General features: G+C 65.1%; 21 protein-coding genes and 2 pseudogenes. 21 read left to right on the plus strand and 2 right to left on the minus strand.

Annotated features, from left to right (window positions below; translation table 11 throughout):
* Positions 1 to 98 precede the first annotated feature (98 nt).
* The 15 genes from hrpB to ACLLJI_RS08320 all read left to right on the plus strand — a co-directional run bounded on the left by hrpB (position 99) and on the right by ACLLJI_RS08320 (position 17,739).
* Entirely contained in the window at positions 99 to 2,819 is a 2,721-nt protein-coding gene (hrpB, locus tag ACLLJI_RS08250) for an ATP-dependent helicase HrpB (protein ID WP_434621364.1), read from the plus strand.
* Between the two features lie 126 nt (positions 2,820 to 2,945).
* Complete coding sequence (locus tag ACLLJI_RS08255) at positions 2,946 to 3,728, plus strand: IclR family transcriptional regulator (RefSeq protein WP_434620095.1); 783 nt, start codon at positions 2,946 to 2,948, stop codon at positions 3,726 to 3,728.
* 76 nt (positions 3,729 to 3,804) lie between these two features.
* A complete protein-coding gene (locus ACLLJI_RS08260; RefSeq protein ID WP_434620098.1) occupies positions 3,805 to 4,998 on the plus strand; it encodes a 4-hydroxybenzoate 3-monooxygenase in 1,194 nt (397 codons plus the stop codon).
* Between the two features lie 34 nt (positions 4,999 to 5,032).
* Complete coding sequence (gene pcaH / locus ACLLJI_RS08265; RefSeq protein ID WP_283560685.1) at positions 5,033 to 5,851, plus strand: protocatechuate 3,4-dioxygenase subunit beta; 819 nt, start codon at positions 5,033 to 5,035, stop codon at positions 5,849 to 5,851.
* Positions 5,851 to 6,447 (plus strand): protocatechuate 3,4-dioxygenase subunit alpha, encoded by a 597-nt coding sequence (pcaG, locus tag ACLLJI_RS08270; protein WP_434620102.1) that lies wholly within the window; start codon positions 5,851 to 5,853, stop codon positions 6,445 to 6,447. The genes pcaH and pcaG overlap by 1 nt, the downstream gene beginning before the upstream one ends.
* Before the next feature lie 4 nt (positions 6,448 to 6,451).
* A complete protein-coding gene (locus tag ACLLJI_RS08275; protein ID WP_434620105.1) occupies positions 6,452 to 7,960 on the plus strand; it encodes a lyase family protein in 1,509 nt (502 codons plus the stop codon).
* Positions 7,945 to 8,751, plus strand: coding sequence for an alpha/beta fold hydrolase (locus ACLLJI_RS08280; protein WP_434620108.1), 807 nt, complete (start codon positions 7,945 to 7,947; stop codon positions 8,749 to 8,751). The genes ACLLJI_RS08275 and ACLLJI_RS08280 overlap by 16 nt, the downstream gene beginning before the upstream one ends.
* A 52-nt stretch (positions 8,752 to 8,803) precedes the next feature.
* Positions 8,804 to 9,265 (plus strand): 4-carboxymuconolactone decarboxylase, encoded by a 462-nt coding sequence (pcaC, locus tag ACLLJI_RS08285; RefSeq protein WP_283560681.1) that lies wholly within the window; start codon positions 8,804 to 8,806, stop codon positions 9,263 to 9,265.
* Positions 9,266 to 9,339: 74 nt separating this feature from the next.
* A complete protein-coding gene (locus ACLLJI_RS08290) occupies positions 9,340 to 10,551 on the plus strand; it encodes a thiolase family protein (RefSeq protein ID WP_434620111.1) in 1,212 nt (403 codons plus the stop codon).
* A 46-nt stretch (positions 10,552 to 10,597) separates the two neighbouring features.
* Positions 10,598 to 11,293, plus strand: coding sequence for a 3-oxoacid CoA-transferase subunit A (locus ACLLJI_RS08295; protein ID WP_434620115.1), 696 nt, complete (start codon positions 10,598 to 10,600; stop codon positions 11,291 to 11,293).
* Positions 11,290 to 11,931, plus strand: a complete 642-nt coding sequence (locus tag ACLLJI_RS08300) for a 3-oxoacid CoA-transferase subunit B (RefSeq protein ID WP_434620118.1) — start codon at positions 11,290 to 11,292, stop codon at positions 11,929 to 11,931. Before ACLLJI_RS08295 ends, ACLLJI_RS08300 begins: the two co-directional genes overlap by 4 nt.
* Positions 11,932 to 12,224: 293 nt before the next feature.
* On the plus strand, positions 12,225 to 13,877 hold the full coding sequence (locus ACLLJI_RS08305) for an ABC1 kinase family protein (RefSeq protein WP_434620121.1): 1,653 nt from the start codon (positions 12,225 to 12,227) through the stop codon (positions 13,875 to 13,877).
* Between the two features lie 753 nt (positions 13,878 to 14,630).
* On the plus strand, positions 14,631 to 15,569 hold the full coding sequence (locus tag ACLLJI_RS08310) for an alkaline phosphatase family protein (protein WP_434620124.1): 939 nt from the start codon (positions 14,631 to 14,633) through the stop codon (positions 15,567 to 15,569).
* 275 nt (positions 15,570 to 15,844) lie between these two features.
* The gene (locus tag ACLLJI_RS08315) at positions 15,845 to 16,807 is read left to right on the plus strand and encodes a ferritin-like domain-containing protein (RefSeq protein WP_283560675.1); all 963 of its coding nucleotides are present in this window, start codon (positions 15,845 to 15,847) and stop codon (positions 16,805 to 16,807) included.
* A gap of 725 nt (positions 16,808 to 17,532) precedes the next feature.
* Entirely contained in the window at positions 17,533 to 17,739 is a 207-nt protein-coding gene (locus ACLLJI_RS08320; protein ID WP_434620127.1) for a hypothetical protein, read from the plus strand.
* 138 nt (positions 17,740 to 17,877) lie between these two features.
* On the opposite strand, the gene ACLLJI_RS08325 is transcribed toward ACLLJI_RS08320, so the two are convergent.
* Positions 17,878 to 18,312, minus strand: coding sequence for a hypothetical protein (locus ACLLJI_RS08325; RefSeq protein WP_434620130.1), 435 nt, complete (start codon positions 18,310 to 18,312; stop codon positions 17,878 to 17,880).
* A gap of 216 nt (positions 18,313 to 18,528) precedes the next feature.
* Here ACLLJI_RS08325 and ACLLJI_RS08330 point away from each other — a divergent pair.
* The 6 genes and pseudogenes from ACLLJI_RS08330 to ACLLJI_RS08355 all read left to right on the plus strand — a co-directional run.
* A pseudogene (locus tag ACLLJI_RS08330) lies at positions 18,529 to 18,840 on the plus strand (FAD-dependent oxidoreductase); the annotation flags it as partial.
* 92 nt (positions 18,841 to 18,932) lie between these two features.
* Positions 18,933 to 19,277, plus strand: a pseudogene (locus ACLLJI_RS08335) (FAD-dependent oxidoreductase); the annotation flags it as partial.
* Positions 19,162 to 19,542 carry an FAD-dependent oxidoreductase gene (locus ACLLJI_RS08340; protein ID WP_434620132.1) on the plus strand — a complete coding sequence of 127 codons (381 nt, stop codon included), beginning with the start codon at positions 19,162 to 19,164 and terminating at the stop codon, positions 19,540 to 19,542. The pseudogene ACLLJI_RS08335 and the gene ACLLJI_RS08340, both read left to right, overlap by 116 nt.
* Before the next feature lie 104 nt (positions 19,543 to 19,646).
* Complete coding sequence (locus ACLLJI_RS08345; RefSeq protein ID WP_434621367.1) at positions 19,647 to 19,910, plus strand: hypothetical protein; 264 nt, start codon at positions 19,647 to 19,649, stop codon at positions 19,908 to 19,910.
* Between the two features lie 228 nt (positions 19,911 to 20,138).
* The gene (locus ACLLJI_RS08350) at positions 20,139 to 20,657 is read left to right on the plus strand and encodes a hypothetical protein (RefSeq protein ID WP_434620135.1); all 519 of its coding nucleotides are present in this window, start codon (positions 20,139 to 20,141) and stop codon (positions 20,655 to 20,657) included.
* Between the two features lie 121 nt (positions 20,658 to 20,778).
* The gene (locus ACLLJI_RS08355; protein ID WP_434620138.1) at positions 20,779 to 23,340 is read left to right on the plus strand and encodes a PKD domain-containing protein; all 2,562 of its coding nucleotides are present in this window, start codon (positions 20,779 to 20,781) and stop codon (positions 23,338 to 23,340) included.
* A gap of 165 nt (positions 23,341 to 23,505) precedes the next feature.
* On the opposite strand, the gene ACLLJI_RS08360 is transcribed toward ACLLJI_RS08355, so the two are convergent.
* Positions 23,506 to 24,990 (minus strand): helix-turn-helix domain-containing protein, encoded by a 1,485-nt coding sequence (locus ACLLJI_RS08360; protein ID WP_434620141.1) that lies wholly within the window; start codon positions 24,988 to 24,990, stop codon positions 23,506 to 23,508.
* Positions 24,991 to 25,075 lie beyond the last annotated feature (85 nt).

A 25,075-nucleotide genomic window follows, 5' to 3' on the forward strand; every position in this document is an offset into this window, starting at 1 on the left:
AGTTGGTCGGAGTGGTTGGTTCTGGCTACTTCCCTCACAGGCTAGATGGGGATCCGATGGCCGCTGGCACCGGCCTGGCCAGGCAGCGGCCCGGGGGGATGGTTTTCGGGCACAATGGAGGCGTGACTACTCGGCTGACCGTATCGGACCCCGCTGGTGCCCGCTTCGATCTGGACGCCATCGGGACCGGGCTGGTCTTCGCGGACGCACTGGGGGAGCTCGCCGAAGCCCTGCGTGCGGGAGGTCCGGCCGGAACCGCCGTGGTGCAGGCGCCTCCGGGGACGGGCAAAACCACGCTGGTGCCACCACTGCTCGCCAACCTCGCCATCAACCTCGCCGCCGGTGCCAATCCCGCCAACCTAGCCGCCGGCGCCGCCGACCTGGCCGCACAGGCGAACGGACCCCGGCCACGCGTCGTCGTGAGTCAGCCACGCCGCGTTGCCGCGCGCTCGGCGGCCCGGCGCCTTGCCGCCCTGGACGGCAGCCGGCTCGGGGACCGCGTCGGGTACACGGTCCGTGGGGAACGGAAGGCGGGCCCGGAAACCCTGATCGAATTCGTCACCCCGGGGATCCTGCTCCGCCGTCTGCTCGCGGATCCCGGCCTGGAGACGACCTCCGCCGTCATCCTCGACGAGGTGCACGAACGCGGGCTGGAGACCGACCTCCTGCTCGGCATGCTCACCGAGGTCCGCCAGCTGCGCGGTGACCTCACCCTCGTTGCCATGTCCGCCACCCTGGACGCGCCCCGGTTCGCTGCCCTGATCGGGGCGTACGACGGCGGCGGCCCGGCTCCCGTCGTCGACTGTCCGTCCGCGCTGCAGCCGCTGGAAGTGCGTTGGGTGCCTGGCGCGGCGCCGCGGCTGGATGATCGGGGAGTGACGCGCGCATTCCTGGACCATGTGGCGGACACGGCCGTGGCGGCGCAGGCCGAAGCGCATACGGTGGACCCTGACATCGACGCCCTGGTGTTTCTCCCGGGTGCATGGGAGGTGCAGTACGTCGCGGCCCGGCTGCGCGAGCGGGCCGGGCCGCGCGTCGAGGTACTGGAGCTGCACGGCCGGATCGGTCCGGCGGCGCAGGACCGGGCCGTCTCCGGACGGGTTCCCGGTGGGCTCCCGCGGATCATCGTTTCCACGGCACTGGCAGAATCGTCCCTGACGGTTCCCGGCGTCCGGCTGGTCGTCGATTCGGGGCTGTCACGCGAACCGCGGCGGGACAGCACGCGCGGCATGTCCGGCCTGGTGACCGGGTCGTGCTCCCGGGCCTCGGCCGATCAGCGCGCCGGACGGGCGGCCCGGCAGGGACCCGGGCTGGTGGTCCGCTGCTACGACCAGAAGACCTTTGGCGCCGCGCCGGCGCACCGGACCCCGGAGATTGCGGCGGCGGATTTGACGGGCGCCGCCCTGGTTCTGGCCTGTTGGGGAGCGCCCAGCGGCAGGGGACTGACCCTTCCGGATGCCCCGCCCCAGGCCGCCATGAATGAGGCCATTGAGGTGCTGAGCGAGCTGGGCGCGGTGGGCCCGGACGGCCTGGCCACCGACCTGGGCAAGACCCTGGCCAGGATCCCCGCCGATCCGCGGCTGGCCCGCGCCCTGCTGGACGGCACCGCCGTCGTCGGGCAACGCACTGCGGCAGAAACCGTCGCTCTCGTGTCCGGGGATCTGCGCGCTCCCGGCGCTGACCTCACCCGGCTGTTGACCACGCTGCGGACGGACAGGACACCGGAAGCCCGGCGATGGGTGGAGGATGTCCGGCGGATGGCGGCGATCGCACGCCAGGAGGAGTCCGCCGCGCCGTTCTCACCCGCTGTGCCGGTGACCGCCGCGGAGTCGGTGGGTTTCGTCGTCGCCCTGGCGTTCCCGGACCGGGTGGCGCACCGCGTCCCGGTCGCGGGGCCCCAGCAGTACCTGCTGTCGTCCGGGACCCGGGCGGGCCTGCCGGCCGGCAGTGCGCTGTCCGGGCACGAATGGCTGGCCGTGGCCGAGGTCTCGCGCGCACAGGGACGCGACGCGGCCGGGACGGGAGCCGTCATCCGGTCCGCCGCCGCGCTGACCGCGGACACGGCGGAGGCCGCCGCCGGCCATCTGCTCAGTGAGACGGTGGAGGCGGTGTTCAGCCTGGGCCGGGTCACTGCCCGGCGCGAACGCCGGCTGGGAGCGATCGTGCTGTCTTCCACGCCGGTCCGGCCACCCGCGGAGGAGGGACGCGCGGCGGTGGCCCGGGCGATGGAGACGGAGGGGCTGGGCATGGTCGGCTGGTCGACGGCGGCGGACGGGTTGCGCCGCCGCCTCGCCCTGCTGCACCGGGAGCTGGGTGATCCCTGGCCGGACGTTTCCGAGCGGGCATTGCTGGCCCGGCTGGACGAGTGGCTGGCGCCGGAGCTTGAGGCCTTGGCCAGCGGGACCGCCACGGCCGGGATCGACCTGGCCGACCCGTTGCGGCGGCTGCTGCCGTGGCCCGACGCGGCCCGGTTGGGCGGGCTGGCCCCGGAGCGGCTTGAGGTGCCGAGCGGGTCGCGGGTGCGGATTGGCTACCCGGACGTGGCGGACGACGCCGGCCGGCCGGTGGTGGCGGTCAAGCTGCAGGAGTGCTTCGGCTGGGCACAGACGCCGCGGCTGGTGGACGGAAGAGTCCCGGTGCTGTTCCACCTGCTCTCTCCGGCCGGACGGCCGTTGGCCGTGACGGACGACCTGGCTTCCTTTTGGTCCGGACCCTATGCGCAGGTCCGGGCTCAGATGCGGGGCCGCTATCCGAAGCATCCCTGGCCGGAGGATCCGTGGACGGCGCCCGCGACGGCCAGGACCAAAAACCGGATGTGACGCCCGGCCCGCTTGCTCCTGTGCGTCGCCGTCGTGCCTTGTTGTTTTGGTCAAGCAGTTCCTGGCAACACCGAATGTCACCTGGGCGGAAGGGACATCGCCGCCGGAGCGTGCGAGCATAGCGGGATGGCTAATTCCAAGTCCGGGGACTCGATGTTGGACCGCTTTGTGCGCATCCTGAGTGCTTTTGACGGTTCGCGTAATTCCATGACCGTCTCGGCACTGGCCCGTCTGGCCGACATTCCACCGGCCACGGCCTACCGGCTCGTTGATAAGCTTGTCCGGCGAGACTTGCTGTCCCGTTCCGATGGAGGCCAGGTCTCCCTGGGCCTGCGTCTGTGGGAGCTCGCCAGCCGCAGTTCACCGGCGGTGGATCTGCGCGAAGCAGCCAGGCCGTTCATGGAAGACATTCAGTCCGTGGTGCGCCAGCATACCCAGCTTGCCGTCCTGCGGGACGACGAGGTGCTGTTCATCGAGCGGCTTTCCAGCCGGGAATCGGTGGTCAATCCGGCCCGGGTGGCCGGCCGTCTGCCGGTGCACAGGACGTCGTCGGGCGTTGTCTTGTTGGCCTATGCGCCCGGCCATATGCAGGAGGCCTACCTGACCTGCCATCCGCACGCGGCGGTCCCGCTCGATTCGGTCTCCATTGACCTCCGCCAGCTTCTCGCCCGTGTCCGGCAGCAGGGATACGCTGCCCTGGATGGGCTGGTCGACACCGAGACATCGGGGGTGGCCGTTCCCGTGCTGGGGGCCCGGAACCTTGCCATTGCGGCGCTGAGCGTTGTGGTGCCCCTTCTGGGGGACAACCTGCATTCGATCCTCCCGGTGCTGATGGCCGGCTCACGCGGAATTTCACGGTCTATGGGTGTGGTTCCGAAGCCGGAGCAGGCCAGCATTCCCATTCAATAAGAACGCAGCGGTGGCGTCCCTATCTGCTGGGTCACACTGGGTGAGGCTACAGTTTGGCACCGTCAAAGGAGACCATTTGAGTTCCGCGCAGATCATCAGGACAAAAGTCGGTATTGTTGGCGGCGGTCCCGCCGGACTCATGCTTTCCCACCTGCTCTCGCGGGCGGGCATTGACAACATCGTGATCGAGAAGCGCGACCACGAGACCATCCGCAATACACACCGCGCCGGCATCCTTGAAGCGGGGTCGGTGAAAATGCTGACCGACACCGGCGTCGATGGCCGGGTGTTGACAGAGGGGCACCGCCACGATGGCATTGACCTCCGATTCAACGGGGTCAGCCACCGCTTGGACTTTCAGGACCTGGTGGGGGAGTCCGTGTGGCTCTACCCGCAGAATGAGGTCTTCGTGGATCTGGCCGTGGCACGAAAACGAGACGGCGGAGATGTCCGTTTTTCCGTCACGGACTCCGACGTCTTGGACCTGACCACCGACGTCCCCAAGATGCGTTTTACAGATGCGGACAGCCAGCGGTTCGAGGTGCACTGCGACATCATCGCCGGCGCCGACGGATCCCAGGGGATCTGCAAGCGGGCGATCCCCGCAGACGAGCGCACCGACCATTTCATTGCCTACCCGTTTGCCTGGTTTGGCATCCTCACGGAAGCCCCGCCCAGTGCACCGGAACTGATCTACGCCAACTCCGAGCACGGCTTCGCCCTGATCAGCCAGCGCAGTGAACGTGTCCAGCGCATGTACTTCCAGTGCGACCCGAACGAGGACGCGTCGGTCTGGACCGAGGACCAAATCTGGGATGAGCTGCAGAAGCGCGTCGACGGACCTGACGGCTATACGCTCAAGCGCGGACGGATCTTCGAGCAGATGGTGCTGCCGTTCAGATCCTATGTCTGTGAACCGATGCGCTACGGCAATCTGTTTCTGGCCGGGGATGCCGGCCACACCGTCCCGCCCACCGGCGCCAAGGGGCTGAACCTGGCGCTGGCCGACGTGAAGGTCCTCTTTGAGGCCATTGATTCCTTCTATGCCGCCGGATCCCGGGAACTGTTGGAGGGCTATAGCGACACGACGCTGGAGCGGGTCTGGAAGGCGCAGAACTTCTCCTTTTGGATGACCAGCATGCTGCACACCCGGGAGGACCAAAGCTCCTTCGAGCGCAAGCGAATCCTCGGTGAGCTCAACAGCGTCGCTACGTCCCGGTACGGCCAGCAGTACCTGGCCGAGGCTTATACCGGCTGGCCTTCCGCTTAGACCCCCACTCAATCCACGAACAGGAGTCCACGTCATGCCAGATGAAACCTTTGACGACAGCCACGTCGTCGTCAGTTCCGACGCGGCGGCCGACACCCAGGCCTCGCTGAGCGCCGAAATTCAGGCCATCCACCGCAGCTACCGGGACGCAGTTGCGGCGGGGGCGGCCGAGGAGACCCAGCCGCGTATCGATTTTGCGCCCTACCGCAGCTCCATTTTGCGCCACCCCACCAAGGACCTGCATCACGCGGATCCGGAGACCATCGAACTCTGGAGCCCCGCGTTCGGTCAGCGCGATGTCCATGAGCTGGAAAGCGACCTGACGATTCAGCACAACGGGGAGCCCCTGGGGGAGCGGATGAAGGTTCGAGGGCGGGTGCTCGACGGCGATGGCCGACCGGTGTGCGGCCAACTGGTGGAGATCTGGCAGGCCAACTCGGCCGGCCGATACATCCACAAGCGCGACCAGCATCCGGCGCCGATCGACCCCAACTTCACCGGTGTTGGCCGGTGCATCACGGGCGCGGACGGCAGCTATGAGTTCACCACGATCAAACCCGGACCGTACCCTTGGAAGAACCACTACAACGCCTGGCGGCCGGCGCACATCCACTTCTCGCTCTTTGGCACGGACTTCACCCAGCGCATGATCACCCAGATGTACTTCCCGGGGGACCCGTTGTTTGCGCTGGATCCGATCTACCAGTCCATCACGGACCAGAAGGCCCGGGACCTGCTCGTGGCGCGCTACGATCACGACATCACCACGCACGAGTGGGCCACCGGGTACAACTGGGACATTGTGCTCAGCGGCAGCAACCGTACCTGGATGGAAGATGAGGACGGCGAATAATGATTGAACCATCAGACACCGAACAAACGCCGGCGACCACGAACCTTCCCGCCACCCCCGGGCAGACCATTGGGCCGTTTTTCGAGTATGCCTTGCCGTATGCGAAAGATGGCGAGCTCGTCAGCCAAGCCCGGCCGGGCGCGCTCCGGCTGCACGGGACCGTTTACGACGGCCAGGGCGACCCCATTCCGGATGCCCTGCTGGAAATCTGGCAGGCCGACGAGGACGGCACGATCGTGCAAGGGACCGGCTCCCTGCGCCGGGACGGTTACACCTTCACCGGCTGGGGCCGCGAATCAGTGGATAACGTCGGCTGCTACGCGTTCACCACTGTCAACCCCGGGGGCACGGCACCCGGCAGCGCGCCTTTCATCGCCGTCGTCGTCTTCGCGCGCGGGCTGCAGAACAAGCTGCACACCCGCATTTATCTGCCCGAGGACACCGAAGCCTTGGCCAAGGATCCGGTGCTGGCGGCCCTGCCCGAGGACCGCCGCAACACCCTGATCGCCACCCGCGAAGCCAACGGAGACCTCCGCTGGGACGTCCGTCTGCAGGGTGACCGCGAGACGGTGTTCCTCAGTTTCCCGGGAGCCTAGGGCCATGGCCGATGCAGGGCAGCTGCACGACGGCGGCGATTTCGGCCTGCTGTCCCCGGCCTGGGCTGGGACCCAGGTTGCGGCGCTGACCGGCGACCAGGCCTTCCTCCAGGCGATGCTCGATGTTGAACTTGCCTGGGTGCGCATTCAGGCCCGGGTGGGACTTGTCCCGGCTGCACTGGTGGAAATGGTGGCCCGGGCCGCCTTGGCCGGCAACTATGACGCGGCCTCCCTTGCCGAGCGTGCCCAACAAGGGGGGAACCCCCTGATTCCGCTGCTGGCCGATCTGAGGGCCGCCGTTGCCGGCGAGTCCCCGGAAGCTGCCGCCGCGATCCATCGGGGAGCCACCAGCCAGGACATTGTTGACACGGCTCTGCTGCTGATGTCGCAGCGGGCCATCGCTGTCATCGAAACGGACCTTCGGAACGCCGCACGGGCGTTGGCACGGATGGCGTCGGAGCACCGCCGGACGCTGATGGCCGCGCGAACGCTCACGCAGCATTCCCTGCCGTCCACCTTTGGACTCAAGGCGGCACAGTGGCTGGCGGCGGTGGGGGAAAGCGGTGAAAAGCTTGACGATGTGACCGCTGCGCTGCCGTTGCAGTGGGGCGGCGCGGCCGGAACCATGGCGGCGCTGACGGCGCTGGCTGACCAACGGACGGCGCCGGCTGACTCATGCGCTGCGCCGGCTGACGCACAGGCTGCGCCGGCTGACACACGGGCTGCGCTGGCTGACAAACAGGAAAGGGTCGACGGCGGCCCGCTGACGTGGACCTCGGCGCTGGCCGCCGAGCTCGGCCTGGCCGATCCGCTGGCGCCCTGGCAGACCAACCGTCTTCCGGTGACGGCCTTGGGCCACGCATTGTCCGACGTCCTGGCTGCAGCGGGCAAGATCGCCAATGACGTGCTGCTGCTGAGCCGGCCGGAAATTGCGGAAGTGTCCGAGCCGCTCTCGGCCAGCCGCGGCGTCTCCTCGGCCATGCCGCAGAAGCAGAATCCGGTGCTCTCGGTGCTGATCCGCAGCGCCGCGCTGGCCGCCCCGGGACACCTTGCACAGCTGCAGGCCGCGGCGGGCGCTGCTATTGATGAACGCCCCGACGGTTCGTGGCATGTTGAATGGCAGGCATTGCGGCAGCTGCTGCGCCTGGCCGGAGGCGCCGCCGCCAAGCTGGCCGAACTTGCCGACGGACTCCGGATCCACACCGCAGCGCTCGGGACCAATCTGCTGCTCGGCGGCGAACTGCTGCTCAGTGAGCGGATCATGCTCCAGGTGGCACCCCTGCTGGACGACGGCACTGCCGGTGCGGGCCGCAAACGGATCCAGGCAATGGTCAGCTCGGCTCTCGCGGACGGCGCTCCGGCGTTGATTGACCTGCTGCGCGATGCCGTGCCCCGGGACGTGCTGAGCGACCAGGACCTCGCTGCCCTGCTTGATCCGTCGGGCTATTTGGGGCAAAACGATACCCTCATTGACAGGATCGACAGACGATATTCGAAATGGGCACAAGCATGAGCCTTCCGGAGATAACACCAACATTGCTGTCCGCGGGCCCGGGCAAGCACGTGCTGTTGGCCGGTGCCGGCCTGGGCACCGGCGCCCTAGCGCTGTGGAGCGATGCCGTGCCGTTCCTGCCGGAATTCCAGGTCATTGGCATCGACTTGCCGGGGCACGGGGCCAGCCCGGCGTCGGCAGGAGCGTTTTCCGTGGCGGAGCTTGCCGCCGCAGTGGCAGGCGTCGTGTCCACGCTTCGCGCAGCTGGGGACATCCCTGCCCAGGGCAGGGTCTACTACGCCGGCGTTTCCCTGGCCGGCGGTGTGGCGTTGCAGCTGGGTGTGGACTTCCCGAAACTGTTCTCCGGCCTCGGCGCGATCTGCACCGGATCCAAGCTGGGGGAGCCGCAGGGCTGGCTGGACCGGGCCCACACCGTGCAGGCCCAAGGCACGCCCACCCAAATCGTCGGATCGGCTGAGCGCTGGTTTGCCCCCGGCTTCGTTGAACACCATCCCCAGGCGTCCGCCAGGCTGCTTCACAGCCTTCAGGACGCCGACAGGTTCAGTTATGCCCGCTGCTGTGAAGCCCTGGCGGGATTCGACATCACGGACAGCCTGGACCGGATCGAGGTTCCTTTGGTTGCCATTGCCGGAGGGCAGGACACCGTCTGCCCGCCCGCCATGGTGAAAGCCCTCGCTGGCGCTGTCCGTCACGGCCGCGCCGAGGTCGTCGAATCCGCCGCCCACCAAGCCCCGCTCGAAGCGCCGCAGGAGACGGCCGGACTATTGTCCGCTTTCTTCGCGGGACCATGAGCCGCGTCCGATTCACCAGGAAATGCACAGTGCCAACCATGAGGAGTCGTCAATGCCAGCCGAACTGAGCTCTGGACCCGCGAGTGCCGACCTTTCCCGCACCCAACAGGACGTGTTCGACGAGGGCATGGCGGTGCGGCGGGAAGTCCTCGGCGATGCCCACGTAGACCGTGCCGGTGCCAGCATGGACGACTTCACCGAGGACTTTCAGAGCCTGATCACCCGCTACGCCTGGGGCAGCATCTGGACACGACCCGGGCTGCCCCGCACCACCCGCAGCGCCATTACCCTGACGGCCATGATTGCCCACGGCCATTGGGACGAATTCGCCATGCATGTGCGCGCCGCCCTGACCAACGGCATGACCCGGGACGAAATCAAGGAAGTCATCCTCCAGTCCGCCATTTACTGCGGCGTACCGTCGGCCAACGTAGGCTTTAAGGTGGCGCAGGAAGTGTTCGCCGTCATCGACGGAGAGACCCGCAGCGGACCCCGAAACGATCGAGAACCCTGAAACGACCGAAAACCCTGAAACGATCGAGAACACTGGAACGCCAGAAAAGCGCCCCCAATTCACAGAGGAGTACCGTGAAGCAGGCATTCATTTACGACGCCATCCGAACGCCGTTCGGCAAGTTCGGCGGGGGTCTGGCCACCGTCCGGCCGGACGACCTTGCCGCCTCGGTGGTGCGGGCCGTCGTCGAACGCGCTCCCGGGCTGGAGCCCGGACGCATCGACGAGGTGATCTTCGGCAACGCCAACGGGGCCGGGGAAGAGAACCGGAACGTGGCACGGATGGCCACCCTGTTGGCGGGTCTGCCCACCTCCGTTCCGGGAACCACCGTCAACCGGCTCTGCGGTTCCAGCCTGGACGCGGCGATGATCGGCTCGCGGCAGATCAACACGGACGAGGCGGACCTGCTCCTGGTCGGCGGCGTCGAATCCATGAGCCGGGCTCCCTGGGTGCTGCCGAAAACGGAGCGCCCTTACCCGGCAGGGGACCTGGCCCTGGCGTCCACGACCCTGGGCTGGCGTCTGGTGAACCCGCAGATGCCGGCCGTTTGGACGGTCAGCCTGGGAGAGGCCACCGAGCAGCTGCGGCAGCGGCACGGCATTACCCGGGAACGGCAGGACGCCTTTGCCGCCGCCTCGCACACGTTGGCGGACAAGGCATGGCGCGACGGACACTATGACACCCTGGTGGTGCCCGTACAGGGCTCCACGCTCACCCGGGATGAAAGCATCCGCCCTGCCAGCACATCCGAGGTGCTGGCAGGGCTGAAGACGGTCTTCCGGCCGGTCGCCGACGGACCCGAAGGGGGGACGGTGACGGCCGGCAATGCGTCCCCGTTGAACGACGGCGCCTCCGCGGCATGGATTGGCAGCGAAGCCGGTGGTGAACTGCTGGGCTTGCCGCCGTTGGCCCGTATAGCCGGCCGGGGAGCCGCCGCCCTGGAGCCGCAATTCTTCGGCTTCGCCCCCGTGGCGGCGGCCAACCAGGCACTGCAACGGGCCGGAATCACCTGGGCCGACGTGGCCGCCGTCGAACTTAACGAAGCGTTTGCCGCACAATCGCTCGCGTGCATCGACGCCTGGGGGATCGACGAGGGAATGGTGAACGCCTGGGGCGGGGCATTGGCGATCGGCCATCCACTCGGCGCCTCCGGCGTCAGGATCCTGGGCACCCTGGGCCGCCGGCTGCAGCTCTCCGGACAGCGCTGGGGCGTGGCGGCGATCTGCATCGGCGTGGGGCAGGGGCTCGCCGTCGTGCTGGAAAACGTCGCCGCAACAACAAACTAGTCCACGGCGGAATTCGGGCACTACTGAACTTAAGGAGATTGGGCCGATGCTCAATTTTGTGGACTCGGCGGCCGAAGCCGTGGCTGGCATCCGGGATGGTTCAACCGTACTGATCGGCGGATTTGGTAACGCCGGGCAGCCGATGGAATTGATCGACGCGTTGCTTGACGGCGGCGCCACCCAACTCACGGTGGTCAACAACAATGCCGGCCAGGCGGATGCCGGGCTCGCGCTGCTGATCAAGGAGCGGCGGGTGTCGAAGATCATCTGTTCCTTCCCCCGGCAATCCGACTCGTGGCATTTTGATGCCGCCTACCGCTCCGGGGAGACCGAGCTGGAGTTGGTGCCGCAGGGCAACCTGGCCGAACGCATCCGCGCAGCCGGGGCCGGCATCGGCGGGTTTTTCACACCCACCGGTTACGGCACCATGCTGGCCGAGGGCAAGGAGACCCGTCTCATCGACGGCCGGGGGTATGTCTTCGAAACGCCCATTCATGGGGACATTGCACTGATCAAGGCGCTCACCGCGGACAGGTCCGGCAACCTTGTATACCGCAAAACGGCCCGCAACTTCGGGCCGATCATGGCGGCGGCGGCCAAACGGACCATCGTTCAGGTTACCGGCATTGTGCCGACCGGCCAGCTGGACCCCGAGGCCGTCGTCACTCCCGGCATTTATGTCAACACCGTCGTCGAGATTGCCGCCCCGGCCAAAGCCGTGAAAGAACAGGGTAACCAGTGAGCACCAAACTCAGCAAGGAACAGCTCGCCCAATTGGTGGCCGGCGACATTGCGGCCGGATCGTATGTGAACCTCGGCATCGGGCAGCCCACACTGGTGTCCAACTACCTCACGGCGGAGCAAAACATCACCCTGCACACGGAAAACGGCATGCTCGGCATGGGACCGGTGGCAGTGGGGGACGAGATCGATGAGGACCTGATCAATGCCGGCAAGATCCCCGTCACGGAGCTCCCCGGCGCATCGTACTTCCACCACGCCGACTCCTTCGCCATCATGCGCGGCGGCCACCTGGACGTCTGTGTCCTGGGCGCCTTCCAGGTCTCCGCGACCGGCGATCTGGCGAACTGGCACACCGGCGCGCCCGACGCAATTCCCGCCGTGGGCGGCGCCATGGATCTGGCCACCGGAGCCAAGGAGGTCTACGTGATGATGTCCCTGTTTACCAAGGACGGAAAATCCAAGCTCGTCCCCGAGTGCAGCTATCCGCTCACGGGAGTGGGCTGCGTGACCCGCGTCTACACCAACGAGGCGGTTTTCCTGATCGGACCCGACGGCGTGCGCGTCCGGGAGACCTACGGCATGTCATTTGAGGAGCTGGCGGCCCGGATGGATACACCCCTGCTGAGCTCCGTCTGACGAGTCTGCAGCGGCGGGCTGCGACGAACGGTGAAGTGCGACGGCGGCGCCAAGGTGCGCCCGACGGGCGCCTTGAACGGGTGGTAACCAGAAATGCCGGGCAGCCGCGGGAAGCGGCCGCTCCGTACCTGCACGATATCCTCGTTGTAGCCGTCATCCCCGTTGTAGCCGTCGGTCTGCAGGCGACGACAGGGGGGGTTCAAGGCGCAGTCTGGTTTCGTGTCCTCTGTCATCCGGAAACGAATAGACTCAGGGCGCTGGAGCACCCTACTACCGGACGGAAGGATTTTCGAGTGAGCAACCATTTGAATCGGTATCGCTTCATTGCGGAGACTTTTTCACGCCACGGGTTGGCGTTCCTGCTTGGCGTCAGCGGAATTCAGAAATGGCTTCCGACCACCCCTGAAAACGCACCGGAATTGACTGCACGGGTCACGCCGCCTGAACATGTACGGTTGGCCCTTGAAGAGCTGGGACCCGTTTTTGTTAAACTGGGCCAGACCCTTTCGACCCGACCCGACCTTGTGCCCCCGGCCTACCAACTGGAACTGGCCAAGTTGCAGGACTCTGCGCCTGCCGTTTCCGCTGACGTCATTGAAGACCTTATCCGGCAGGAATTGGGCAAGGGCACCGCAGAACTTTTCGCGGTGTTTGACCGGGTCCCTTTGGCCTCGGCCTCCATCGGACAGGCCCATGCCGCATCCTTAGCCGACGGCTCCGAACTGGTGGTCAAGGTCCGCCGCCCAGGCGTCGTCGTACAGGTCGAGGAAGACCTGGAAATCCTCCAGAACCTTGCGGTGCAAGCGGGCCGGCACTGGGAAGCTGCCGCGGACTATGACCTTCCAGGGATTGCCTCCGAATTCGCACAAACCCTGCGCGCTGAACTGGACTATCTGCAGGAAGGACGCAACGCGGAGCGCTTCGCCAGGAACTTCGCTGACGATGCGGGTATCAACATCCCCGCCATCTTCTGGGACACGACGACGACCCGGGTGCTGACCATGGAACGTATCCGCGGCATCAAGGTCAATGACCTGCCGGCGTTGGACGCCGCCGGCATCGACCGGCGTGAACTCGCTACCCGGGCGGCCGGAACAGCCGCGAAGATGATTTTTGACGATGGTTTCTTCCATGCCGATCCGCACCCGGGAAACCTCTTCATCCGCCCCGGTGGGACGATCGGGCTGATCGATTTCGGAATGGTTGGAAACGTGGATGCCGAACTGCGTGAGCAGCTGGGGAATCTCCTGGAGGCACTCGTTTCAAAAGACGCGGACAAAGTTGCCAATGCCCTGCAGGCGATGACCGCGAGGAGGTCAGCAACGGATCCGGCCCTGCTGAAGGCAGACCTTATTCCCGTGATAAGGCTCTACGCCGACTGCGGCTTGGCAGAAATTCCCGTCGGCCGCGTGATCACCGAAGCACTCGCCATCCTGCGCAGGCACCACCTCCAGTTACCGCGGGAGATGGCCCTGCTGATGAAAATGATCGTTATGACTGAGGGTATGGGCGTACTACTTGATCCCGGGTTTAAGTTGGCAGAGGCGCTGGAACCGCACATACAGCGTTTGGCTCTCGAGCGATTCTCCCCGGCTGCGCTTGCCCGGCGCCTGGGCATGGCAGGCTCCGAGGCAGTCCAGCTCGGCCTTGAGCTGCCTCAACAGCTTCGCCGGTTTTTTTCGCTGGTGGATCGAACCGGTGTCGAGGTCCACCTCCGGGCCGCTGAACTCGAACCGCTCGTCGCACGTCTGGAACGAATGGGCAATCGGGTCGTAGTCGCCATGATCGCCGCAGCGCTTATCCGTGGTGTGGGAGAAATCAGTACCGGTGACAGCCTGCGCTGGCAGAAGTGGCAAGGGCCGTTGATAGGTTCCGGACTGGGGGCTGTGGGCAGCCTCGGCACCTACCTCGCGTGGACAGCCCGGCGTCGACGCAGGTCCCCCTGACCACGGCGCGGTCCGGGCACCTGTCCATGCGGGCACATGTTGGGCATCCCGGCAGCCTGCCAACAAAACGAAGCGCGTTTATTCGGACTTTAACGCCACCGGAGGAGCAGCATCAGGGCCAGGGCCGAGCCGCCAGCGGTTAGGCGGCCGAGAGGAAGACAAGCACCCACAGGGCGATAAAAGTGAGGACGGGGCGGGAGCTGTCCGCACCGCGGGCCCGGTGCCGGGACCGGTCAGTTGGGAATACATGGTGGTGCCGAGGACGGGAAGGGCAATGATGAGCCCGGTACTGGTGAGCCGATTCGCGGGCTTGGCGTCCAGCGGGCACCCAGTCCGTGCAGTCAGGTCAGCTGATGCCGTTAGGTCAACGTTAAGAATGCGTTCAGCGGACTGTCACATGTGAAAGATATCGTTCTTACATGCGGAATCTGCGAGTTTATCTGAGGCAGTGGTTTGGCGTGGACCTGCTTGTTTACGAAGGTCCAGAGAACGAGTTCTGACGCCATGCCGGACGCTTCCGGTGTCCGAAAGCTGTTGCCGAGGCGACCGACTGCAACGTTCAACTCGGCCGCCGATGCCGGGCTGCGGCGCATCCGGGAAGCCATAGCAGCGGCCGCGGTCACGGAGTTGCCCGTCAGTTGAGGCAGGAGAGGCGCGTTCTTTGTCCGGCAAGTTATTTTTTTGCAGATGCGCGAACGGGTTCGCAGCCTGAACTACCATCGAGGCATGAGGCTAAAAAATGGACGCAATGGTGTGTTATTTCTCAGCGTCCTCACGCTCGTGCTGGCCACGGGCTGTGTAGCTGAAAGCCCGACTGCCGGGCCGCCGTCGCCCTTGTCGTCCCGGGACGCCGCGCAGAACCAGCAAGGGACCGGCGCGCCCACCACCGGGACGGCATCCCGCGGGCTAAAACATGTGGTGATCATTGTTGAGGAGAACAAGCCTTCCTCCAACATCATCGGCAATGCGGCGGCCCCGTTTATCAACAAGCTCGCCGCCGGTTATTCGCTGGCCACCAACTACCAGGCGGTGACGCACCCGAGCCTGCCCAACTACCTCGCCCTGACCAGCGGTACAAACGCCGGTATTACGAACGACTGCAACCCGCCGGGCGGCGACTGCACAGCAAGGGTGCCCGCCCTCACCGGTGAAATTCAGCAATCCGGCCGGATCTGGAAGATGTATGCGGAGGGCATGCCCGCTCCCTGCACCCCGAACAACTCGGGGTCTTACGCGGTGAAACACAACCCGTTTATGTACTATCCCAGCGTCACAGACAACAAGGCCACCTGCGCCGCGCACGACGTGCCGTTCTCGCAGCTCGGGGCCGACCTTAAGGGCGCCTCAACTTTGCCTGACTATGCGTTCATCAGCCCGGATATGTGCAATGACATGCATGACTGTTCGGTGCAGACCGGGGACACCTGGCTGTCGCAGCAGGTGCCACAGATCCTGGCCTCACCGGCCTTTACGACGCAGAATTCGCTCCTGGTGATCACCTGGGACGAGGGCAGCGGGGCCAATAATAAGGTGTCGACGATTTTCGCGGGGCCTGCCGCCAAAAAGGTGTACACCTCCGATGTGGCCTACAGTCACTATTCCCTGCTGCATACGATAGAAAGCTCGTGGGGCCTGGCACCACTGACGGGCAACGACAGCAACGCGCCGATCATGACCGACATGCTCCGATAGCCGCGCGGCCATCCGGCCTTTCCTCGGACAGGGAGACGGCTCAAACGGGCGGTGGTCGGACCTGTTGCGCGGACATTGTCAAAGGATTCCCCTTACGTACGCGCGCGGGCATCTTTGCTGAGTCAACGCGGAAGCTTCCCACGGCTGGCAGGGTCAGGTATGGTGACTTCTGTCACGGTCATGAGGGCTGCGGCGACGAGGGCAGTCGCATATGGAGGATGCGTGCTGGGGAATCCTGCCCCCGCCATTTACCGAAAATGGCAGGAGAACCTAAGATGTTCGACCAACGTTTCATTATCGACGCCATCGGCCGGAGCGCGGAAAATTCCGTGGACCGGCGCCGCTTTTTCAGAGCCGCCGGGATTGCCGGTTTCGGTGCGGGGGCTGCCATCATGGCCTCCAGCGCTGCGGCCGGCGCAGCCACGGCCGATGCGCAGGCGCCCAGCGATTCCGCGATCCTGAATTTCGCGCTGAATCTTGAATACCTTGAGGCCGAGTTTTATCTCCGGGCCGTCACCGGGGTCGGACTGCCCGACAACATGACGACCGGAACCGGCACCCGGGGCCCGGTCGATGGAGGCCGGGCGGTCCCATTTGTCACGCCCTTCATTAAAAGATTCGCGCAGGAGATTGCCGCCGACGAAAAGGCACATGTGACCTTCCTGCGCAGTGCCTTGGGTGGAGCGGCAGTGTCCAGGCCACGGATCAGCCTGGATGCCAGCTTCACGGCGGCCGCCAGGGCGGCGGGCATCATCGGGAATTACCAGACGTTCGACGCGTATGCGAACGAATTGAACTTCCTGTTCGCTGCGTTCATCTTCGAGGATGTGGGGGTGACCGCTTATAAAGGGGCGGCCCCGCTGATCAGCAATAAGACCTATCTGGAAGCCGCCGCCGGCATCCTGGCGGTGGAGGCTTATCATGCCGGCCTCATCAGGACCACGCTGTACACACTCGGCGTTGGTGCACCGTCCATCATCTATCCCACCGTGCAAAAGATTTCCGACGCCCGGGACAGCCTGGACGGCCCCACAGACCTCGACCAGGGCATCGGGACCAGCACCGCGGCAAATATTGTACCGGCGGACGCGAACGGTCTTGCATTCAGCCGCAGCGCGGCCCAGGTACTGAACATCGCGTACCTGAACTCTGAAGCGGTCCGCTCGGGCGGGTTCTTCCCGGCCGGGGTGAACGGCGTGATCAACACGAGCGGTGACAACGACGGGGACGGTGACTAGGCCCAGACACCAGCAGGCCCATTGAGACGGTGGTATTCCCGGGGCGACGGCCGCCCCGGGAAAACCACCGGAACCGTTTTTACGTCCTGCCGCTTCGGACGGCTCGATGAATTTCCCGGTGCAGTTGAATTTCCCGGTCCATAAGCCACCCCTTGGGCATCCGGGAGCCAGCCGAGAGGGCCGGTTCGTGTGGCTCCGACTCTTGTAATCCGTCGGTGTGGCGGTTGTAATCCGTTCGTGCGCCGGAAGGATTTTGACCTCGGAACGCGCGCCGGTCTGGTGGGCCGGTTGCTGGGTCTGGCATGAGTGACGTGTTTCGTCGCCGGGCTGTATTCGCATTTTTTGCAGGAGCCATTACCGTGGCAGCCGGTGTTGACCCGTCCCGGCTGGCTGTACCGGCTGAGTCAGGGCACGCATGTGGCCACAGGTATCGCCTGCATTCCGCTGTTATTGGCGAAGCTGTGGACGGTTGACCCGAAGCTTTTCAGCCGGCCGGTGGTTACGGGCGTCAAGAGTGCGGTGGAGCGGGCATCCATTGCCTTTTTGTCGCCTGCTCCGTGCTGCCCGGGATAGGGACCCAGTGCCTTACCGGTGAACCGCACCGCTTCCGAAGCGAAGATCCATGCCGCCGCCATGGATCCCGGGTGGACGTAAACAAGTCACCGTGGCACCGGTACCGCGTGAGTATGCCTGGGACGAGTTAACGCTGGTTGCCTTGGACGTCAATGGTGAACCGTCGGCGCGGCGGTATCGCTCGTGGTCCTGCCACTGATATTCACCGCACCGCAACCGCAACCCCCACCGCACTGGCCATGCCCTATGCCCTGAACCTGGGCATATTCCTGCTGGTTCTGAAGGCCGCGACCGCCGCCGGTGCTGCGATCGCGCAGCACCGGCACCGCGATGATGAAGAATTCCGAGGCCGTCCCTGAGCCCGGCTTTGATCATGGGAGTCTGATCGAGAAAATCAAACGGTCCGCCCAGAATATAGCCAACATGGAATCGATGATCGGGCCACGACACCACCGCGCCTTACCCCGTTCAGCGCCGCCCCTTTGCGGGGAAGACGGCTACGTCGTGGGGCGGCCTAGCCGGCCGGCGCGGATCTGCAGGTGGCCTCCCCGTGTTGATGCGCTGGTGACGTCGGTACACGTTTCCTCCACTGCCTGCCAGGGATGGGCGGTGATGTCCGCCCCTCCCAGAGCGCAGGCAAGCCGTGCCAGCGGGGCCAGCCACCTTGCCCGGCCGATAGGGTATTGCATGTCCACGACGCAGACCCGGGCATCCCCGCGCAGCAGCGTCGTCATGTTTTTCCATGCTGTCCTCCAATGAGGCATCAGAGACAACGAGTAAGTCGCCAAAGCTGCCTCGGAGGCAGCGGAACCGCCGCTGTCGCGGATGTGGGCGCCGATTATGGACGGGTCGAGCGTGGTCATGTCTGCCTGGATGAGGATGACGTTGTCCCAGCCATGGGCTGCGGCACGCCGGCGGGCCCGGTACAGCATTTGTGGGCTTCGGTCGATGCCGACGATGATTCAGGTGGGGCCGATCCGCCGCTGGAGGAGGCTGAAGTTCAACCCTGTGCCGCAACCGACGTCCAGGATCTGCTGCACCGGCGAAGGGTCCAGGGCGTCGATGCCACGCAGCCGGCCTGCACGGTAGACCGGGTACTCGGCTGAAGGATGTCGTAGAACGGGGTGACGACGGCGTATTTGTCGCGGATGGTGTTCTCCTATCGGGCGCGGCCTGCCACGGTGGCGGCGTCATTTTCGGGCGGTACGGTAGCCGTAGGGGAAACATATTTCAATACGAAGGGGTGCCTGGTGACGAACTGTGCCGGGATTGTCGATTTTCTGGTCATCGGGCGTGGCACGGCGGGCATCATTGGAGCCAAGACGGCCTCGGGCTTCGGAGCCCGGACGGTCCCTGTGGAGCGTGAGCACACCGGAGGGGACTGTTTGTGGACCGGGTGTGTCCCTTCCAAAACCATCCTTTCGGCGGCCGAACGCGCAACGACCGAGCGGGCTTTAACGGGGCGTGCGCCTGACTTTGCCGCCGTTCGGGAAAGGATTTTCCGGACGATCCACACAATCGAACCAGTCGATTCCCCCGCAGCGCTGGAAGCAGCAGGGTGGAGGTCGTCAAGGGTGCCGCCAGATTCGTCGCGCCGGGCGTGGTCGACGTCGATGGCAGGACCATCCGGTTCCGGCAGGCCCTCATCGCCACCGGCGCTGAACCGGTCAGCCCTACGATTCCGGGTCTGAACGTGTCCGCGACAGTGACGTCGGAAACGATCTGTAACCCATCCGATCTCCCGGCCCGGCTGGCCATCGTCGGCGGCGGTCCGGTCGGCTGTGAACTGGGACAGGCTTTTTGCCCGCCTCGGCTCGGAGGTGACCATGATCGTCCGTTCCCGGGTCCTGGCCAAGGAAGATCCGGAGGCTGCCGCCGTCGTGCGGGAAAGCCTTGAAGCCGACGGCGTCCGCATTCTCGACCACGTCAGCGTTCAGCGGGCCACCGATGCGCAAGGCGCCTCGCGCATCCACCTGGTGGATGGAACGTTCGTTGAGGCGGACACGGTCCTGCTGGCCCCCGGCCGGACACCGCGTGCATGCCAGCGTCGCAGCCTCCAACGCCGTTCTCGGCCTCAGCCGACGCATCAGCACCACGATCCCGAGGGTCACGTACACCTCTCCGGAGCTGGCCGCCGTCGGACTGACCGAAACCGGGAGTAACGGCCGCACCCTGGCCCGGACCGTCAGACATGCCCATATTGACCGGGCCGTGACCGACGGGTCCACCGCCGGGTTCACCCGGTTGATCGGACCGGCGGGGCAGGATTTGGGGCGGGACCATCGTCAACCCGCGGGCCGGGGAATCCCTGGCCGAACTGACCCTGGCGGTGCAAAAGAACCTCACGACCTCCGATATCGCCGGGATCACGCACGCCTATCCGACCTACTCCGACGGGGTGTGGAACGCCGCCATCGCCGATGCCCGGGGTCGGCTGGCCGCTCCGCTCATCCGCCGGTCCATGCAGGCTCTGGTGTTTCTTCGGCGGCGGCGGCTGGACCGGGCAGTCCTGCAACGGCGTCACCGATAACCGTGGATCCATACGGCGCCGCTGGAATCCCATCCTGGAGGTTTTCGACGAATGCGGTGTCTGCTCCGCCCACGCGGTGTCCGCTCCGGGATCGTTTGCGACTACTGAACCACCGTGCTGACCCAGGGAAGCCACTTCCCTCTACGCATTGACGCTTCCCGCACTTGCTGCGACATTGTGAACCAAGCGACAACCGCCAGGATGTGCGGCGCTGAGATTGGAGGCGGCATGGACGACCCCGCTCCGATCATGCTGAACTTCCCTGAGATTCGAAAGCTCTGGCACAGGGAAGTGCGACTGAAAGTTGTCTCAGTGGCGGCCTCGCTGTTATTCTTCGCCGCTGCCTTTCTGGTCAAGCCGTGGCTGCACGAGTGGGGCCCGGTGGTGGTGCTCGGCCCGTGGGTTCTGGTGTGGGCGTGGACGTTCCTGTCCCTTAGAGCGCTCAAAAGACTCTCGACGCTCGTCAACCTGAGGTTCGCCGCCGAGTTCACCCTGCGAACGGGCTGCGAATACCCGGAAGACGTGGACGTTCTTCAGATCAAGCACACAGTTGCCGCGCGGAGCGAAAATGGCTCAGTCTGTCTCTGGAGCGTGAAGCGGAAGGGCGGCTCCTTCATCATCGCTCCGGTATCCAGTACAGCCATGACAACACATCATCGAAGAGGCAGGATCGGGGCGGAGTCGAATTGTCAGTCACCGCGCCGTCAGTCAGACCCCCGTCTGGACAGGCCCCCGGGTGGATTGTAGCGTTCGACTACCGGTGTGCTGTCGGCAAGAACCTTGGGTGGGGGGTTGTGGCACGGCCGGCTGAGAATCAGTCCGCGGCAAGCAGGTCTCCCAGGTTAGCCCACCAGCAGTAGGAGACAGCGTGAAGCGCAGGCTTGCTTCGATCCTTGCCGGGGCCATATTTTCCGTGGCTCTCACGCCGGTGCTGGCAGCAGCAGGCTCGGCTGCTGCGCCGTTCAGCTTTGCCGTGATTGGCGACATCCCCTACGGCTCCACGCAGCTGTCCATGTTTCCGCAGCGCATAGCCCAGATCAATGCCGATACCGACGTGCAGCTGGTGAGCCATCTGGGCGATATCGGCGGCCCGCCCAACTGCTCCGATTCGTACTATTCCACCATCAAGTCGGACTTCGACCAATTCGTGGATCCGCTCCTCTATACACCCGGCGACAATGAGTGGGCCGATTGCTCCAGCGCTTCCGTGGGCGCGGCCAATCCGCTGAACCGTCTGGCGGCGGTGCGCCAGGTATTTTTCCCCCAACCGGGCCAAAGTCTTGGCCAGAACCCGGTGGCCGTCACTGCCCAGTCGGGCTATCCGGAGAACGTGCTGCTGGATCAGGAAGGCATCACGTTTGGCCTGGTCCACATCGTCGGATCGGAAAACGATTTGGCCTGGTGGAAGGGCAACACAGCGGTCACGGCTGAGCAGAAGGCGGAAGTGGACGCTCGGAACACCGCGGATATCTCGCTCATCCGCAGCGCCTTTTCCACCGCGAAGACCAATAACAGCAGGGCCGTGGCCCTGATTACGCAGGCCGACATGTTTACCGGTTCGCCGAACCGCACCGCTTTTGGCCCGTTGGTGAAGGCAATCGCCGCGGAGGCCTCGGCGTATGGCAAGCCGGTGTTCTTGTTCAACGGAGATACCCACACCTTCGTCAGCGACAAGCCCTTGGCCTCCTCAACATGGTTGTCCTACTACGGCATTTCCACCCCGGTCCCCAACCTGTCCAGAATCACCATCCAGGGCGGACCCACGGTGGCCGAATGGCTGAAGGTGACGGTCGTCAGCACGGCGGACGTTCTTCAGATTCAACGCGTCCCCTTCGGGACCGCAGTGGCGCCCGTGGCGTCCTTTACCTCCACCACCAACGCGCTTTCCGCGACATTCGACGCCTCCGGATCCACGGGTGCCGGCGGCCTGGCAGGATACGCGTGGACCTTCGGGGACGGATCCTCCGGCACGGGCGTCTCACCCTCGCACACGTATGCCGCGGCCGGTACCTATGCGGCGAACCTGAAAGTGACCGACAATCAGGGCGCGACGGCATCAACGACCGGTTCCGTGACGGTGACCGCCGCCGCCCCCGCCCCCGCCGTGGATACCGTCGTCGTGCCGGCGAAGGCGGCGTGGAGCTGGCGGTTCGCTCCCACGGCCCCTGACGCGGCCTGGAAAAATCCCGGCTATGACGCGTCGGCGTGGAAATCGGGAGCCGGCGCCCTCGGGTTTGGAACCGCCGGGCTCGGCACAAACATCGACGTCACCGGGGGCGCCAGCACGCGGCCCTTGGCTGGCTACTTCATCAAAAAATTCACCGTGGACACCGCTTCCGCGGTGACCAAACTGTCACTGAGGACGGTTGCCGATGACGGCGTCGTCGTCTTCGTCAACGGCACGGAAGTGGGCCGCAGCAATATGCCGGCCGGGCCCGTGACGTTCAATACCTATGCCTCCTCGACCACCAACACTTCGGTTGCCACGGCAAATCCGGTGGTGTTTGAGGTCCCCGTGTCGCTGCTGGTGAATGGGACCAATACCGTCGCCGCTGAGACGCACCTGAACTATCACGCGACGGCGAACATCAGCTTTGACCTGACGGCGACCGCCACTACTGCCGGGGGCGGGGGCGGGCCGGCACCCAACCAGTCGCCGGTGGCGACGTTCAGCAGCAGCGTGTCCGGCCTTGATGCGTCAGTAGATGGTTCGGCGTCCTCGGACCCGGACGGGTCCGTCGCCTCCTACGCCTGGGACTACGGCGATCAAACGACGGGGACCGGGGCGACGGCGGCACACACCTACGCGGCGGCCGGCACCTACTCCGTGACCCTGACCGTGACGGATAACCAGGGCGGCACGGGTGTTATGTCCGCTCCCGTGACGGTGGCTGCGGCAACGGGTCCGGTCGACGTCGTCGTCGTGCCTACAAAGTCGTCCTGGAGCTGGCGCTTTGCCTCGACCGCTCCGGACTCAGCCTGGAAGAACCGGGGCTTTGACGCGTCATCGTGGAACGTAGGGCCGGGGACATTGGGCTTCGGCACGACGGGGCTGGGCACGAACATCGACGTGTCCGGTCCGGCCAGCAGCCGTCCCCTGGCAGCCTATTTCATCAGTCAGTTCAACGTTGCGACGGCCTCAAGGGTATCGAAGTTGTCGCTGCAGACGATAGCCGACGATGGCGTGGTGGTTTATGTCAATGGTACGGAAGTGGTCCGGAGCGGCATGCCCACCGGACCGATCACCTTCGGGACCTACGCGGCGACGGGATTCCGCACGGCTAAAGCCGCGATGAGCCCGGTGACCGTCAACGTGGCCCTTTCCCTGCTGGTCGACGGGATCAACACCATCGCTGTGGAGACCCACCTGAACTACCACGCGACCCCTGATGTGACCTTTGACCTCGGCGCCGTTGCCACCGTCAACTGAGGGCCGTCGTCGTCCGCGCCGGGTCAGGCCGTTTTCGTTTCCGTTCAAGCCCGACAGCGGCCGTTTGGGTCCGGCCGACCGGCGCGGGAAGCGGCTGGCAGGCGCTGCACGGAAGGGCTGGCACAGGACGATCTTGAAGATCCGTTGAACGTTGGGTCCAGGAGTCTAGACGGCCGTGATCCTGAGCGCCATGAGACACGTTGCCTGGCCGTCCAGAGTGTCCAGTTTCAGCCGCAGCAGATTCGCCAACAACCGCAGCCGGTTGCTCAGCGTGTTGCGATGGATGTAGAGCGCTTGGGAGGTGGGGGAGGACTGCCCGTTGCACTTTAGGTAGGTTTCGAGCGTCTTGAGCAGCTCGCTGCCATGATTCTGGTCGTAGCTGATCACGGGTGCCAGCAGTTTCCGGGCCGCGGCCCGGGCGCCTCCGCCGGCCGCCGCGGCGATGAGGGCTTGTATCTCCAAAGGGGCAGCGATGACCGGTTCTGAAACGTGACGCACGCCGTGGAGCGCGTCGGCGAGGCCCAGCCGCAACTCGTCCACGCTGTCCGCCGCGTCTTTGATGACGATGGGAAGATTCCCCGCCACCAGACGGCATGACGCCAGAATCTGTCGGGTGACCTCAGCCGCGGATGACGTCGTTGATTGTGGTGATTGGGCGAATACGTAAAGACTGTTCTGAGCCGTCAGAAGTTGACTGCTCGTGAAGATCTCCTGAATTGCCAGCCGAATCTTCCACGCGGGGGACAAATCGGCAGGATCCAGCCGGGCGACAACGAGAAACGTGGCCTCTAGCGGATTAAATCCGCTGGCGCTGAAAGTCCGTGTGAGCTCTTCCAGCGCAACGCCCTGCCAGTCCCCAAATTGTGCCAATAGGGTTTCCAACTTTCCCTGTCTCGACCCGGCGACCCTGAGCGCGTTGGTGAGTTGGATGGCGAGGATGGATGAGACGGGTCCCAGTAACGTCGCCAGCGGTTCTCGGGACAGCCGGCCGCGGGCTACCAGATGATACGTATCCGTCCCGCCCATGGGGAGTTCAAAGGAAACGGCCTCATCCCCGGTCCGTCCTGGACTGAGATCTTCCGGACCCCAATGTGATCCTTGCGGCCAATAGGCGACCACGGACCCCGTGGCATCGAGGATTGCCAGCTGACTTTGGGCGGCCTCAGAAACCTCGGCCAGCAAACGGTTCATTGTGCCGCCCCCGCCGACAATTTTTGCGCAACGGTCGGCTAACGCCCAAGATTGTTTGGTCAAGGCGAAGCGTTCCGCTTCAAGTATGCCCGTCACAAGACGGTGAACTTGAAGCGCCGGGACAACGCGGGGAACCTCGAGGAGCGGAACATCATGGTTCGAGGCCGCCCTGACCAAGCCGGACGGAATCAGCCGGTGGGCTGTCCCCGTGACGAACGCAATTGCGGCCACAGGTACCCCGGCCAACCTCTCCACGTAGGCGTCCCAAGTGCGGTCGTCAGAAATATTGAATCCGATGCCATTCGTGATGAGAAGGCAGTTCGGGCTCAGAAAGGGTGTGGGGTCCAGGAACTCGGCCGGGGCACAAAAGCTGATGGAGCGGGCCAGCCGTGCCGCCGTCGAGGCTGTGTGCAGACGCAATTGGAGCGCGTCCTCGGCCAGCAGGTCCGAAACTTTCATAAGTCTCCTTGAACGACCACAGATGGGGCACCTGTGCGACGTGTTTAGTCCTACACGACTTTACTGTGCAACTGCCCACTAGGTT

The organism is Arthrobacter sp. A5 (assembly GCF_051131705.1).
Lineage (GTDB): Bacteria > Actinomycetota > Actinomycetes > Actinomycetales > Micrococcaceae > Arthrobacter_M.

Bases quoted from the DNA above. Each gene is read 5' to 3' on its own strand.
- hrpB (WP_434621364.1), top strand. From the start codon at position 99: ATGGTTTTCGGGCACAATGGAGGCGTGACTACTCGGCTGACCGTATCG.
- ACLLJI_RS08255 (WP_434620095.1), top strand. From the start codon at position 2,946: ATGGCTAATTCCAAGTCCGGGGACTCGATGTTGGACCGCTTTGTGCGC.
- pcaH (WP_283560685.1), top strand. From the start codon at position 5,033: ATGCCAGATGAAACCTTTGACGACAGCCACGTCGTCGTCAGTTCCGAC.
- pcaG (WP_434620102.1), top strand. From the start codon at position 5,851: ATGATTGAACCATCAGACACCGAACAAACGCCGGCGACCACGAACCTT.
- ACLLJI_RS08275 (WP_434620105.1), top strand. From the start codon at position 6,452: ATGGCCGATGCAGGGCAGCTGCACGACGGCGGCGATTTCGGCCTGCTG.
- ACLLJI_RS08280 (WP_434620108.1), top strand. From the start codon at position 7,945: ATGGGCACAAGCATGAGCCTTCCGGAGATAACACCAACATTGCTGTCC.
- pcaC (WP_283560681.1), top strand. From the start codon at position 8,804: ATGCCAGCCGAACTGAGCTCTGGACCCGCGAGTGCCGACCTTTCCCGC.
- ACLLJI_RS08295 (WP_434620115.1), top strand. From the start codon at position 10,598: ATGCTCAATTTTGTGGACTCGGCGGCCGAAGCCGTGGCTGGCATCCGG.
- ACLLJI_RS08315 (WP_283560675.1), top strand. From the start codon at position 15,845: ATGTTCGACCAACGTTTCATTATCGACGCCATCGGCCGGAGCGCGGAA.
- ACLLJI_RS08320 (WP_434620127.1), top strand. From the start codon at position 17,533: ATGGTGAACCGTCGGCGCGGCGGTATCGCTCGTGGTCCTGCCACTGAT.
- ACLLJI_RS08325 (WP_434620130.1), bottom strand. From the start codon at position 18,312: ATGCTGTACCGGGCCCGCCGGCGTGCCGCAGCCCATGGCTGGGACAAC.
- ACLLJI_RS08350 (WP_434620135.1), top strand. From the start codon at position 20,139: ATGGACGACCCCGCTCCGATCATGCTGAACTTCCCTGAGATTCGAAAG.
- ACLLJI_RS08360 (WP_434620141.1), bottom strand. From the start codon at position 24,990: ATGAAAGTTTCGGACCTGCTGGCCGAGGACGCGCTCCAATTGCGTCTG.